Annotated in this window: 13 protein-coding genes; 9 read left to right on the top strand and 4 right to left on the bottom strand. The window is 58.9% G+C overall.

What is annotated here, in order from left to right:
• Window positions 1-531: 531 nt before the first annotated feature.
• Window positions 532-1,299: a hypothetical protein gene (locus H1B27_RS20650; RefSeq protein ID WP_197967325.1), complete on the bottom strand. Its 768-nt coding sequence runs from the start codon at window positions 1,297-1,299 to the stop codon at window positions 532-534.
• A gap of 511 nt (window positions 1,300-1,810) precedes the next feature.
• Here H1B27_RS20650 and H1B27_RS20645 point away from each other — a divergent pair.
• The 3 genes from H1B27_RS20645 to H1B27_RS20635 all read left to right on the top strand — a co-directional run bounded on the left by H1B27_RS20645 (window position 1,811) and on the right by H1B27_RS20635 (window position 3,777).
• Window positions 1,811-2,713 (top strand): transposase, encoded by a 903-nt coding sequence (locus H1B27_RS20645; protein ID WP_197967324.1) that lies wholly within the window; start codon window positions 1,811-1,813, stop codon window positions 2,711-2,713.
• A gap of 180 nt (window positions 2,714-2,893) precedes the next feature.
• Window positions 2,894-3,100: a hypothetical protein gene (locus H1B27_RS20640; RefSeq protein ID WP_197967323.1), complete on the top strand. Its 207-nt coding sequence runs from the start codon at window positions 2,894-2,896 to the stop codon at window positions 3,098-3,100.
• Window positions 3,101-3,150: 50 nt separating this feature from the next.
• Window positions 3,151-3,777 carry a Fic family protein gene (locus tag H1B27_RS20635; RefSeq protein WP_197967322.1) on the top strand — a complete coding sequence of 209 codons (627 nt, stop codon included), beginning with the start codon at window positions 3,151-3,153 and terminating at the stop codon, window positions 3,775-3,777.
• Between the two features lie 272 nt (window positions 3,778-4,049).
• Here the strand turns inward: H1B27_RS20635 and H1B27_RS40850 are convergent, their stop codons facing one another.
• Window positions 4,050-4,181, bottom strand: a complete 132-nt coding sequence (locus H1B27_RS40850) for a hypothetical protein (protein ID WP_283817023.1) — start codon at window positions 4,179-4,181, stop codon at window positions 4,050-4,052.
• A 180-nt stretch (window positions 4,182-4,361) separates the two neighbouring features.
• On the opposite strand from H1B27_RS40850, the gene H1B27_RS20630 reads away from it, so the two are divergent.
• On the top strand, window positions 4,362-5,336 hold the full coding sequence (locus H1B27_RS20630) for a SphA family protein (protein ID WP_246515564.1): 975 nt from the start codon (window positions 4,362-4,364) through the stop codon (window positions 5,334-5,336).
• A 162-nt stretch (window positions 5,337-5,498) separates the two neighbouring features.
• Here H1B27_RS20630 and H1B27_RS20625 read toward each other — a convergent pair whose 3' ends face one another.
• Complete coding sequence (locus H1B27_RS20625; protein ID WP_061882981.1) at window positions 5,499-6,599, bottom strand: linear amide C-N hydrolase; 1,101 nt, start codon at window positions 6,597-6,599, stop codon at window positions 5,499-5,501.
• Between the two features lie 732 nt (window positions 6,600-7,331).
• Window positions 7,332-8,054 carry an SGNH/GDSL hydrolase family protein gene (locus tag H1B27_RS20620; protein WP_245312230.1) on the bottom strand — a complete coding sequence of 241 codons (723 nt, stop codon included), beginning with the start codon at window positions 8,052-8,054 and terminating at the stop codon, window positions 7,332-7,334.
• Between the two features lie 185 nt (window positions 8,055-8,239).
• On the opposite strand from H1B27_RS20620, the gene H1B27_RS20615 reads away from it, so the two are divergent.
• The 5 genes from H1B27_RS20615 (at window position 8,240) to H1B27_RS20600 (ending at window position 12,333) form a co-directional block, all read left to right on the top strand.
• Window positions 8,240-9,472 (top strand): hypothetical protein, encoded by a 1,233-nt coding sequence (locus H1B27_RS20615; protein ID WP_197967321.1) that lies wholly within the window; start codon window positions 8,240-8,242, stop codon window positions 9,470-9,472.
• Between the two features lie 5 nt (window positions 9,473-9,477).
• Window positions 9,478-10,062 carry a protein-S-isoprenylcysteine O-methyltransferase gene (locus H1B27_RS20610; protein ID WP_061882984.1) on the top strand — a complete coding sequence of 195 codons (585 nt, stop codon included), beginning with the start codon at window positions 9,478-9,480 and terminating at the stop codon, window positions 10,060-10,062.
• 209 nt (window positions 10,063-10,271) lie between these two features.
• Window positions 10,272-10,469 (top strand): hypothetical protein, encoded by a 198-nt coding sequence (locus H1B27_RS40245; protein WP_082822273.1) that lies wholly within the window; start codon window positions 10,272-10,274, stop codon window positions 10,467-10,469.
• Between the two features lie 89 nt (window positions 10,470-10,558).
• Window positions 10,559-11,248: a hypothetical protein gene (locus H1B27_RS20605; protein WP_061882985.1), complete on the top strand. Its 690-nt coding sequence runs from the start codon at window positions 10,559-10,561 to the stop codon at window positions 11,246-11,248.
• A 665-nt stretch (window positions 11,249-11,913) separates the two neighbouring features.
• Window positions 11,914-12,333: a Rap1a/Tai family immunity protein gene (locus H1B27_RS20600; RefSeq protein ID WP_156505486.1), complete on the top strand. Its 420-nt coding sequence runs from the start codon at window positions 11,914-11,916 to the stop codon at window positions 12,331-12,333.
• Window positions 12,334-12,460: the final 127 nt, after the last annotated feature.

The following is a 12,460-nucleotide window of genomic DNA, read 5'->3' as shown; positions in this document are numbered from 1 at the left end:
ATTTGTTCCTCGTTCGCAATATGTTCTTTTGCGGAAGATGGCGCTGGCCTGTTTCCGAGCACGGTGGCCTAGTTTGATTTTGGGAGTGGCCTGATTTGAAATCTGGCGGCCGCTCGCTACATACGAGGCAGCCCATATAGGTCGAGAGTACCAGACATCGAGAGCGTAGAGGCCGCCTCAGTTGGCGGCCTCTTTCATGCCACTACCAAAAATTCAGTTTTCGCATAAGACGCTGAAAGCGAAGGATAGCTTAAGGACCTAGGCTGGGCTCGATTCCGGCGCGCCCAATGCGCAAAAATATTTGCTAGGCATTTGACCAAACAGCAAAAATTCGTAGATTGTTGTCAGTCAACATAACGTTGACCAAAAGGAATGGGGCCGCCCCGGCCAAGGAAACGACCCCACCGCCCTTTTTTAAGAGAGCTTCCCTTCCGAAGGCTGGTCCGGTTTCCCGGGCTGGCCTTCGTGCTTTTCACGTGGCCTAGGACCACGCGAATCTGGAATCTACACAGGTTCGGCTATTCGTCTACCCTAAGCTGGGTCCTTGTCCTTGTAGATCAGCTGAAAACTCCCCTTCAGAAGTTCCAGCCAAAGATTGCGTTCCGCCTCCGCCCATACGCTCCCGGACGGGGGCAAGCGCACCAGAAGCCCTTGAATGATAGGATCAACGCCGGATGGCGGGAGCCCGCCGCCGTTTCCTCCACCACCTCCCTTGGGCTCCTCCGGCTCAGGAGCGGGAGCATCGCGGACTGTGGAAACAGCGGGCATAACTAGCCGGTTCTTTCCGTGCTCAAAGTAACCGGCCTGCTCCGCGGAGCGCTCGAAGGTCTGCCGGGCCCGGTCCTTGACCTTATCCGAGACTCCCATACCCACCATTTCGCGCTCAAGGGCGGCGGCTTGGCTTGGGAGGACGCCGCCTCGATACTTCTCAAAGATGCCTTTGTAGAGCGGCACATTTAGAAAGGCCAAAGCCTTGGCCTCACGCGCTTGATTGGGGTCAACAATCATGCGCCCCAGGTCGGTCAGCCTGTACCGGCCCGCAGCATCGCTGGTAATGAGGCCAAACTGGCGAGCAGAGCTGATTTGGACCCGGAAGCCGCTGCTTTTAGTGCTTTGCCCGCTCCAAGCCGCGAGCTGGTCGTCGTCACACTCCCCCAAGCCGACATTACCGTGGATCGCTTCCACAAGCTCCACAGCGTCCTTGAGAGGCATGTACGGGAAGCCGATGGTGGAGCGCTGGCGCGCGTCACCCGGCTTCGCCTTGGCTGCCTCTGCCGAGGCTACGTTCTCACCATTCATAAGGCAATCTCCGTTCACGAAACTGGATCGCGCCAAGCCTATTTACGCGAAGCGAATCTCTTCGTCAAGAAAATTGTTTGCGGATTTAGGATAGCGGCTTGACCTTATCCAAAATCCGCATTACGGTTTTCTGCATTGGCGCGGAGGTTAGCCATGCAGACAACAAGGAGAGCCCGTGCGTTTCGCCGAACGGCGTCGCGGGCTCGGAATAGCAGTAGGGCCCCTGCGCGGCTCCGGTGAGATGGAAGCGCAGGGGCCCTTAATCGGCTCTGGACTATCAGGGATCGTCTAAATGGTAGGACACCCGCCCCTACAAGTGTGGAGATGTCGGTCCGAATCCGGCTCCCTGAACCATCATCGAATTAGCGGGACCGCCGTGGTTGCAGCCTCAGCGATCCCTAGTCACCCACCCGAGATTGCGCCCCGGGCTAGCGACCAAACTAGAATATACGCTTTGCAGAGCGGGTTTTCTAGAGTCCCCGGGGACAATCCTAACGAGGATTGCGCCCTCATGAACGTGCTAGCCCGCGAAAAGCAGATTGAGGTCATCGCCGCCCTTTGCGAAGGCGTCGGCATCCGTACCGCCTCACGCCTTACCGGCGTCAACCGTGGCACCGTCGCCAGCCTGGCCCTCCGCGTGGGCATGGGCTGCATGGAGCTGCACGACCGCATCATGGTCGGCGTGCGCACCGAGCGCCTTGAGCTGGACGAGTTGTGGAGCTTCGTCGGCAAGAAGCAAAAGAACGTCCAGCGTCACGAAATCAACGCCAAGGGCGATCAGTACGTTTTCATCGGCATGGCCGGAACGCAGAAGGCAATCATTAGCTGGGGCGTCGGCAAGCGGAATGCCGAAAGCACGATGGACTTCCTGCACGATCTCCGTAGCCGGGTTATCGGCCAGCCTGAGATCAGCACGGATGGCTTCCATCCCTACCGCGTAGCGATCCGCGACGCCTTCGGTCCGAACGCCTCGCATGGCGTGATCGTAAAGACCTACAGCGTAACCCATCTAGTAAAGGAAGCGCAGGGCCGCTACTCCCCGGCCGCCGTAGTAGCTGTAAGCCGTGACGTAGTATCGGGCGATCCTGATCAGTATGTCTCAACTTCCTACGTTGAGCGCCAGAACCTATCGCTGCGCATGGCGTCGCGCCGGTTCACCCGGTTGACCAACGGCTTTAGCAAGAAGCTGGATAACCACGTTGCAGCCGTGGCGCTGTACGTCGCCCACTACAATCTCTGCCGCGTCCATGAAGCCCTGCGCACGACGCCAGCGAAGGCGCTGGGTGTGGCTAACAAGGCTTGGACCATTGCACAGCTTGTGGACGCCGCGCTTTCTGTGGCGCCCGCGCTGCCCACTGAGACCCCGCCGGATCGCCGCCGGAAGTTCACGGTAATTCAGGGCGAAAAGAAGTGACCAATAAGAAACACCCGCCAGGGATTTTGTGCAGACGGTGCCAGCCCCCGCAAAACGCGGGGGAATCATGATAGCCGAGAGTGGAAATATTTTCCGCCGCGACTGTTGTCCGCCCCTCGAACGTTATATCTTCTTAAGAAATGGCTGAGGTATCTTGGCCCTAAGAAGCGGGAGAATCACATGGCCGAACGCAAACCATCCCTCACAAGGGCCCCGGAGCGCCCGGAACTTGAGCGGCTTTTGAAGCTGAACAAGGAAAAGGGCGTTAGCGAGGCTACGATCCAAGAACAGCGCGCGAGTTTTGCCTACGGCAACGCGCCGAAGGGGTCCCGGATCACCAAGGACTCCGCGAGGACAGCGTCCAAGAGCGTGCGCCTGCACGCTTAACGAATAGTAACGAAGGATGAGCCCGGCTAAAACCGGGCTCTTTTTTTGACATGCTAGTTTTAGAGCAAGACGATCAAGAACTGTACGATCGCGTTCAGGAAAAGAACCTGATCCGCCAGTACGATCTATTGACCAACTGCATCGAACTAGGACTTCAATACGACCATACTGCTTTCGACAAATACATGATTTGGGCACTCAATCACGTTGCCGTTGCCCATATCTCTCAATTTGGTGGGCGCTTCCGGGAGGAGCCGATTTATGTCGGGAAGCACATCCCCCCGCACTTCGAGCAAGTTCCGGAGTTGATGGACCGGTTCATCTCGTTTGTTCATGAGAATTGGTACATCTACAGTCCAACCGAACTTGCGGCCTACGCTTTATGGCGGATGAATTGGATCCACCCCTTCATTGAAGGCAACGGGCGTACAGCCCGCGCCGTTGCCTATTACCTCTTCTGTGTTCGAGATGGAGCCTTATTGGGCGGCTCGAAGATTATGCCGGAACGGATCAAGGAAGACCGAGACGGCTACGAAGCGGCCTTAGAGGCGGCTGACCGAGCATGGGACCAGGGCCAGTTGGATTTCTCCAAAATGGAAGAATACCTCGCGGCCATCGTTCAGGCTCAGCTTAGCGATGACGGCATGCCAAACCCTGGGCCTGTTGGCTCAAATTAATCCCACTGGCCTGTTTTGATTTTCAGAGTGGCTCATTTCGGCCAGTACCCGGAAGATGGCGCTGGCCTGTTTCCGGCCGCAGTGGCCTGGTTTGATTTTGGGAGCGGGCCAGTTTGGACTTTTGGTGCTGGGAGGGCGGGAGAAACCCGTCTGCGCATTTTACGGCGCCCCAGCTGATCGCCTCGCCAAGTCAAACTCTACCGGCTTGGCTTAGGCCGCCCGCGTTCTAATGCCAGCTGGATCGAAGTTCAAACTGGCAGAGTAAGGCCACCTCAGTTGGCGGCCTCTTCGTTTTTTCGTCTTTGTTCAAAAGGGACCTCCATCGCGTTTACTGTCCCGAGCGCCTCGTCCTGATCGACGAGACCTGTCATCGCCCGGTCGCAGTCATGGAGCTTCGCAGTCATGGAGCTGCGGTCGTTATGCTCGCCGGAGAGACCAGCCCCTCGCATCCATGAGCGCACGGTCTCACACTCTCCTGCGTCACGCAGTCGGGAACACGCTATCGTGGCGATGATTCGGATGGCTGATCCGCGCGTGAAGAGGGGTTGGGGTTTATGCTTAAGGGGCGAGCCCGGGGGCATCGCATGATGTCACGGGCGGGGCGCGCGGGCTTTGTGCTCGGCGCGATGGTGTCGTGCGGCCTGGCTGGACAGGATGCGGTCGCGGCCGAGAATGGGGCGGGTTTCTATCTGCTCGGCGGACGCGGGCCGATGGCGGGCTATCTGGCCTCGCCTGGGGTCTATTTCGAGAGCGACACCTATGTCTACGACGCGTCACTCGATGCGAAGAAATTGCTGCCGGCGGGCGGTCGGATCGTCGCGGATGTCCGCAGTCAGGTGCGGGCCGATTTCCTGAGTGGGACCTGGGTGACGCCCTGGCAGTTTCTCGGCGGCCATCTCGCCGTCGGCGCCACCATGCCTGTCGGCTATGTCCGCGTCTCGGCAGGCGTCGAATACGACGCGCCCGCGACGAGACAGATCATCAACCAGGCGCTGCGCGACAGTGCGACGATCGTCGGCGACCCCGTGGTCTCTGCGATGCTCGGCTGGCATTCGGGCAAATTCCACTGGACCACGGGCGTCATGGTCAACATGCCGGTCGGAGACTATCGCGACGGGGAGCTCGCCAATCTGGCCTTCCACCGCTGGGCGAGCGATCTGTCCGGCGCCCTGACCTGGTTTGATCCCGACACCGGGATCGATCTGTCCACCGCCGTCGGCATGACCTTCAACGGCACCAACAACGCGACCGACTACCGGACCGGCACCGAATTCCACGTCGAGTGGGCAGCCTCGAAGGCGCTGACCAGCGCGCTCTCGGCCGGCGTCATCGGCTATCACTACCAGCAGCTCACGGGCGACAGTGGCGCCGGCGCCACGCTTGGCGCCTTCAAGGGGCGCGTGACGGCGCTCGGCGGCACGATCGCTTACAATTTCGAGGCGGGGACGACGCCTGTCACGGCGCGGATCAAGGTGCTGCGCGAGTTCGAGGCCGAGAACCGCGCCTGCGGGACCGTGGGTTTGCTCACCGTGGCGCTGCCACTCACTGCGGTACGCTAAAGCATGATCCGGAAAAGTGCGAAGCGGTTTTCCGGAAAGATCATGCGTAGACAACAACCTGAAGCGCGATGACGATTCATCCAAATCTCATCGCGCTTTAGCCATGAAAAGGGGCCGCGCCGTCGCGCGGCCCTCGCTGTTCGGGACGAACGGCCGTCGTCCTCAGGACTTGTTGAACTGGAGCGGCGGCGGCGTCAGGTTGAGCTTGAAGGGTGCGACCTGAAGGCCCTTGGCGTCGAGGTCGAAGCTCGTCAGATCGACGGTCCGGAGCACCTGATCCCTGTAGCCCTTGATGTAGTACTTCTTCGCACGCAGATCGGCGATCGAGGTCCATTGCGTGTATTCGAGCTCGCCGCCCTTCGCCGCGGAGTCGATGAAGCCGATCGGGATGTCGAAATTGTTCATGATGTGCTCGACGAGGCGCACCGTCTGCGGGCCGTCGGCAACCTGCTTGGCCGAGGCGGCGTAGCCCAGCGCCCGGATGAAGCGCGAGGGCGGCGTTGGATCGCCGGGAATGCCGAGCAGGCCCGAGCCCTGGCCGAAGGGTTCGAAGCTCTTGCTTCCGATCTTGAGCGGGGCAGCGCCGACCGGCGAGATCCTGACGTAGTTGCGGACATTGGTGAGATGCCAGTCGAAGGTCGGAGAGTTGGTGAGGACACCGAGCGGGTTGTCATAGACCTTGAACTTGCCGTCGATCGGCTCGATCACGATCGAGGCGCCGGTGGCGTCATGGATCGGGAAATGAAAAGGCAGGGTGAAATTCACCATCGGCGCGGGCAGGTCGACGATCACCGCCTTGTCGAGCGCCGCCTTGACCTCCGCGACCGTCGCGAAGTTCGAGAGGATCCAGGTCAGGAACTCCCAGGGCGCGAGCGCCGTGCTCGGATCGGCCTTGTCGACAGGTGTGTAGCCGGCAAAGCCGGGGAAATAGAGCGCGCCGCCGGCGAGGCCCTTCTCATTCATGCCGTCCGAGACGAAGGGCTGGCCGAAGCTCATGACGCCGACGAAGCCGTAGCGGCTGCTCCATTTCGGGGCCGCCATCTTGGCCGGACGCGTGCCGATGAATTCATGGTTGCGCGGTACGACGACGACGTCGGACTGGGTCTCCAGCGCGTACTCCAGGGTGCGGCCATAAACGGGCGTGCCGTCGGCCGCCAGCACCAGAATGTTGGTGCAGGCCTGCGCCGGCGCTGCCGCCGCCATCGCGCCCGCCAAGACAGCGGCAATGCCCCGCCCGACAAATCCCCGGCCCCACTTGATCATGCCTCTGTCTCCTTGTTGAAGCGGCTGTCTTGATAGGTGGATGGAACCGCAACAATCGTGAACATGCGCGGCCTCTCATCGCGTTCTGCGCCGAAAAGGAGCGCTGCGGTGAATCGGAGCTTAATTGTCCGACTCGGCAGCTCTCCTGGTTTGGGATCATCTCCTGGAGCCCATCGGAAACATTCCGCCGGCCGAAGCCGAGAAACGCTACTACGCCATGCAACCGGCCATGGCGGCATAACTAAAACCAAACAGCCTCCGGCAATCCCGGGGCGGTTCACCTCTAGCTACTTGCGTGGTTGTCCCCTGAAGCGGAACCACAAATGACCGATCAGTGATAGGACTATGGCGGCCAGAATTATCGGGAGCCAGATCGACGTGGTTATGATGAACGAGGATATGATGACCACACGTCCAAAGACCGATTCGCTGACCGGATGCTTAAGACGAGCGAAATAGGCGTAGATAACAAAGATGGTGGCTGGCGCCATCCACGCGGCGACAAGCACCAGCAATAGGTCAATGAGTTGGCCCGCATGATGGGGTATGAGCGCACCTCCTGACAGCGTCGGCGCGAATTGATGCTACCGCTTCGAGAGACGCGGCAATTGCCGAAGAGAATTGGTCTTCGCGCGCGTTCGCGTACATCTATACGCTCGGCGCCGCTGTCCCTGGGCGGTACCCAAGGTCATCCGAGACCGCACAGCGTGCGAATCGCTGTTCCAGAGCTTTTCAACGCGCACTCGCTGAGATGGCTCGGGCAAGGGCTCGTCCAATGCAATCATAACCATCGGCGGTGTTGTGCAATCCGTCCCACGTTACAAGCGCGCTTTGCGCAACTCCGGCATGGATCGAGTTTCGCATCAGCGCAAAACGAGAGAACAGCCCGACCCGTTCCTGCTTCGCGACATCGGCGATGATGCCCTCCATCGTTGAGTAGCTAGCGGAAGCGAGCACCTGTGGCGCATATTGCAGATCCATCAGCACGACATCGGCAGACCCCGCCTTAAGTGCCCTTACCCCTTCAAGAACGCTTCTTTTGAGCCCTTGGTCCGGCCGGCCACCCCAGGCGACGTCATTGGTACCTAATTGCCAGATAACGAGATCAGGCGTGTGCGCGAAAACGTCACGCTCGAACCGCGCGATGTTGTTCGGAATCGTATCGCCGACTCGACCGCTGTTGATGACCTCGATCGTTGCGTTGGATCTAAGCCTCGAGAGTTCTCGGCGCATCACCTGCGGGTACGTGGCCGCGGACCGAAGTACCCAGAGCCCCACCGTCGACGATGATCCGATCGCGACAATCCTTAGCGGCTCACCAGATCTCAAACGCGCCGCCGTGCGGGGCAATTGTGCGCCCAGCGAAACATCCAAATTTGCAGCAAGGCATCTCTCGCCAGATGATGCCTCGTCCTGCGCTTGAGAGGGCGCCGTGCTGGACAAACCGACAATCACGGCAGCACCGATCGACGCTATTGTTCGAGCGGTTCGGCTTATGCATGGCAGAACAAATCGACCCATGTTCCCCAATAACTGGTCGATTCTCTCTTGACAACCCTTGGCTTCAAACGTCTGTTTTTGATTGCAGGTCGATTGACGCGTGGGGAGCGAGCAGCACGCATGAGTCCGGGGATAAGACAATGTCCGGCAAGCCTGTAGCGAAACGGTTGGTATTCCATATCGGCGGCTATGATCCAATCGCGTCGCATGCCAGCGCGCAACGACGCTTTGTGCGCGAAATTGCGAGGTTCCAACGTACCTGGTCAGTGAAAGCGGCCGTTGACGGTTTGCATGATACCGCCGACCAGATACGATGGAATGTGACGACAGCTGGCCCCGATTGGCTCGTCGAAACCGATTACCGTCTGGTCCGATGGCACGACGTAATTGAGGCCTTCGGGCGTCGAAGCATTGGCTCACGCATTTCCGTCGGCATTCTTGCGTTTCTGGATTTCGTTTTGACCGGCACTCTTTGGCGGTACTTGCTGACCAACTGGCGCTACGCACTGTTCTTTCTCTATCCATTGGTCATGTTCGGGCTGTTGATCGCGGCCGCCTGTTTGATTGCCCTGGTTGCATTCAAGATCACCGGATCCATTCCTACGGCTACCGGTGTCGGTTTCTTCGGGATCGCAGCCGTTTTGGCCGGCCCGTGGCGCTGGCTCCACCTGAGCGCCTTGTTCGATGATTGGATTTTCTCTCGCGAGTATATTCGATGCGGGAATTCGGAAATTGAGCAGAGGCTGGACAGGTTGGCCGCCGAGCTCGTGGTTGCGGCGACCAACTCTGCCGCAGACGAAATTTTGGTCGTGGGGCATAGCCTTGGCGCCGTGCTAGCGGTTGATCTACTTGATCGCGCCTTGAAGCTGGACCCTGCGCTCGGTCGGAAAAAGATTCCCGTCACATTCTTGAGCGTTGGATCATCCATACTCAAGATCGGCCTGCACCCGAAGGCAGTACGCTTTCGCAGGGCGGTGGAACGCGTCGCCAATTCCCGCGCGATCTTCTGGGGCGACTATCAAGCCCTCACCGACGTGTTGAATTTTTACAAATGCCGACCAATGGCCGAAATGGGCTTGTCGACAGAAAACGAGGCGACCGTCAGGGTCGTGAAGATTAGTCGAATGCTCAACGACGACATGTATCAACGCATCCGCTTCAATTTCTTCCGCGTGCACTGCCAATTCGTCAGTGGAAATGACAGGCGAACATCGTACGACTACTTCATGCTCACATGCGGACCTATTTCAGCCAAATCCCAGACGCTCGCCCCGGATGGCGCTGTGTCGATGATCGCTGACGACGGAGGCCTTATTGCGGGCGCGCCGGCGTCGGAAAGCGAGCTGCTGGGAAATCCGGGCGCGGCAGCCTGATTCAAATGACGCCCACCATTTCAAAAGTCATCTTCGTTGCGTTGGTGATCGGCTGGTACGTCATACGCTATAAGTACGCGCGCCGTTCCCGCCGTGCGAGGGTTGTGCGGAGCGCTCGAGGCCCCCTGGAAACTGCGCTCCTGCTCATATCACTTTCGGGACTCGGACTTGTTCCGCTTGTCTACGTAGCGACAGGAATGCCTCGTTTCGCAGCTCACAGCTTTTATCCCGCGTTGGCTTGGCTGGGCTCTTTCTTTGCGATTGCGGCTTTGGGCGTGTTTCACCTGACTCACCGTGCACTCGGCCGGAATTGGTCGATAAGTCTCGACGTGCGAGAGAATCATGAGCTCGTGACGGAAGGGATTTACCGGAGAGTCCGACACCCGATGTATTCGGCATTTTGGCTGTGGGCTATCGCCCAGGCATTGCTGCTGCCGAATTGGATTGCCGGTTTCGCGGGCCTGGCGGGCTTCGGGATCTTGTTCTTTGGCCGCGTCGCAAGGGAAGAGCGAATGATGTTGCAGACGTTTGGCGACAGCTATCGCGATTATATGGCGCGGACCGGCCGGGTCTTCCCGTGGATACTCTAGTTAGGTCCCGGCATGTCTCGACCTGTGGTACGCACGAGACTGATTTGGAACCAGACGCCTCAATTTGCGTGCCATTTCCGCAACATACGGCAGAAAAAGCGGTCGGAACCGCGGGCTCCCCCGGTCTATTCGTTGGTGCCGTGGCGAGTGTCGGGTTATTCCTATGCGGGTCAGGTGAATCCAATCGTCCCGAACAATGGTGAGAAACGATGTTGAAATTCGCTGTCCTTGGAATCGCTTCGTTGGCCTTCGTGGGAACCGCAGCTGCTGCCGACCTGCCGCGGCCTCAGCCGGTTGCCGCCGCCGCGCCGGTTGGCAAAGCTCCGATCGGCAAATATCCCGTGGGTAAGAGCCCCGTGGGCAAATACCCGGTCGCTGCCCCGGCTCCATTGGTGACCAAGGGTTGATCTGACTATCCATTCGTACGCCAGCGGCGTTCGTTTGGGGGTAGCGGACTACCTGTGGCATCGGATCTTGGATCCAAGAGGATTCGAAGATGGTGGGAGTGATTCGGAAATATCCGGGTCTAGAGCTTCTTGCAAAGGCCGCCATGCTGGCGGCCTTTGTAGGCTTGGGGGCCGGGATCAGTAGCGCGCAACCACTCGTGGCGCGTGCAGACCAGCAGCAACGGGACACTGTCCCCAGTTTGGCGACGAAGCATGCGGCGAGCATGGCTGCTGCTACGCCGGCGATATCCGATGTAAAGCCAGCTCGAAGAGCTGCCGCCACGGGTCCCTACTACGTTGATTTTCGGGCCCGCACGGCGGCAACGTACGGTCATGCATTCGTCTGGTACGGAAAGACGGGCGAAAAGCAGGTCGAGGTCGCTGGTCTGGCTCCGGCCGGCGATGAGGTGCCCTATATCCTGGGACACATCATGTTTGTCCCTTCTGAGACGGGTGCGACCTACGGTGATCTCGACGAGCAATATCTGACGGCCAGCTATCGCGTCTATTTGTCTGAGGCGGACGCCAAGAAGGTCTTTGCTTATATCAAGCGCCAGCAGGACACTTCGCCGCTGTGGAATGCAGCAACGACCAACTGCACCGCTTTCATCGGACGCATAGCGACTTTCATGGGCCTCAACGCTCCGTTTCATCTGCTAAAGCCTGAGGAATACGTCAACAAACTCAGAGAGCTGAACGGGGGGCGAAAAACGGTGCAGCTTGAATCCGGTCGAAGCTAGAATCCTCGGATTGAGTTCATCCAGTTTTCCGCGCGTGAAGATGGGTGTGAGGTCTTCAAGAAATTCAAGCGAGCTTGTTCTTTGAGGATGCGGTTCGATACGACCAACATTCGTGCGCTGCCTCGCTTGGTTGATTAATAGGCCGGGAGACCATGAGAACGTCCGAGGCGCTGCGCAGCCAGGCAGTTCCACCTCCGCATGGCCATGACTAAGCTTTTGTTGGAAACCGTTCTGAGGATGAAGTCCTCCTTGGCGTAGTTGAGGAAGGTCGCAGAACCTGTCGTCGCAGGCGAAGCTCACCGCTTAGGCAATGGTTCTGCGTCGAGGCCGAGCATCAACATCAATCGACCTGTGCACGTCGCGTACACGGCCGGATAATAGACGCTCTCCGCGTCGGATCGGGACCTGTACCATCAGCACGCTTGTTGATTTGCGATCATGATCGGCGGTCACCGCGCGTAAAGCTGCGTGCTGTCAAGTCGACAACCGCTCTTTCGGCTTTGTGGAAATGGAAGAGCTGAGTTCACGTCGCTCGTATTGAGCGCGGTGGATCAGATGGCTTTTTTGAGCTAAGCCGTCTGAGCCGCCTGGAACGGCGCGGGCGGCCACTCTATTGCGGCATACTGAATGCAGTAAGCTATCGCGCCGCTGTTCGGGGGACGCGGATGCGGGTTCATGTTATTGTTGCCGGCCTAATCCTAGCGGTCATCGGGAAGGCCAGCGCCACGGTTGTCGATAAAGCAACCGACGCGCAAAAGTCTTGCGAACTGCTTGTTCAGAACTCGTTCCGCAATCAGGACGAAGCTCGATCCGCCGGCGTATGTGAGGGAATGATCGAGACTGCGATGCTCTTTTCACCAAATCTGCCAGCCAACGTGCGTGCATGCCCCCCCGCGCAAGGCAGCCCCTTGCAAAGTGCCAAGGTTTTTCTGGGGTATCTTGATAACAATCCGGATCGAGCGAGTGAGCCGGGGATCACCGTCGCCATCGAAGCATTCAGAGATGCCTGGCCCTGCCATGGGGACGATGCCGGGTCGTCCGCCGGAAATGGACCGAAGAAGCGTGCCCCCAAAAAAACCAAATAGAACGCGTATCTGCGGCCAGTGATGCTAGCCTTACGGTCCGCGGCGTTCACGTCAGGCAATGCACACCGTTGAGGTGCGCGAACTGAACCGCAGTGCACACCTCCACAACCAGCACTCAACGCCTTAT

The organism is Bradyrhizobium diversitatis (assembly GCF_016031635.1).
Classification (GTDB): domain Bacteria; phylum Pseudomonadota; class Alphaproteobacteria; order Rhizobiales; family Xanthobacteraceae; genus Bradyrhizobium; species Bradyrhizobium diversitatis.
The sequence above is the reverse complement of the archived record's forward strand: the minus strand, read 5'-3'. Positions and strand labels throughout refer to the sequence as shown.

Coding starts and splice junctions, on each gene's coding strand:
- H1B27_RS20650 (WP_197967325.1), bottom strand. CDS start 1,299: ATGAATGGTGAGAACGTAGCCTCGGCAGAGGCAGCCAAGGCGAAGCCG.
- H1B27_RS20645 (WP_197967324.1), top strand. CDS start 1,811: ATGAACGTGCTAGCCCGCGAAAAGCAGATTGAGGTCATCGCCGCCCTT.
- H1B27_RS20640 (WP_197967323.1), top strand. CDS start 2,894: ATGGCCGAACGCAAACCATCCCTCACAAGGGCCCCGGAGCGCCCGGAA.
- H1B27_RS20635 (WP_197967322.1), top strand. CDS start 3,151: ATGCTAGTTTTAGAGCAAGACGATCAAGAACTGTACGATCGCGTTCAG.
- H1B27_RS40850 (WP_283817023.1), bottom strand. CDS start 4,181: ATGACTGCGAAGCTCCATGACTGCGACCGGGCGATGACAGGTCTCGTC.
- H1B27_RS20630 (WP_246515564.1), top strand. CDS start 4,362: ATGATGTCACGGGCGGGGCGCGCGGGCTTTGTGCTCGGCGCGATGGTG.
- H1B27_RS20625 (WP_061882981.1), bottom strand. CDS start 6,599: ATGATCAAGTGGGGCCGGGGATTTGTCGGGCGGGGCATTGCCGCTGTC.
- H1B27_RS20615 (WP_197967321.1), top strand. CDS start 8,240: ATGTCCGGCAAGCCTGTAGCGAAACGGTTGGTATTCCATATCGGCGGC.
- H1B27_RS20610 (WP_061882984.1), top strand. CDS start 9,478: ATGACGCCCACCATTTCAAAAGTCATCTTCGTTGCGTTGGTGATCGGC.
- H1B27_RS40245 (WP_082822273.1), top strand. CDS start 10,272: ATGTTGAAATTCGCTGTCCTTGGAATCGCTTCGTTGGCCTTCGTGGGA.
- H1B27_RS20605 (WP_061882985.1), top strand. CDS start 10,559: ATGGTGGGAGTGATTCGGAAATATCCGGGTCTAGAGCTTCTTGCAAAG.
- H1B27_RS20600 (WP_156505486.1), top strand. CDS start 11,914: ATGCGGGTTCATGTTATTGTTGCCGGCCTAATCCTAGCGGTCATCGGG.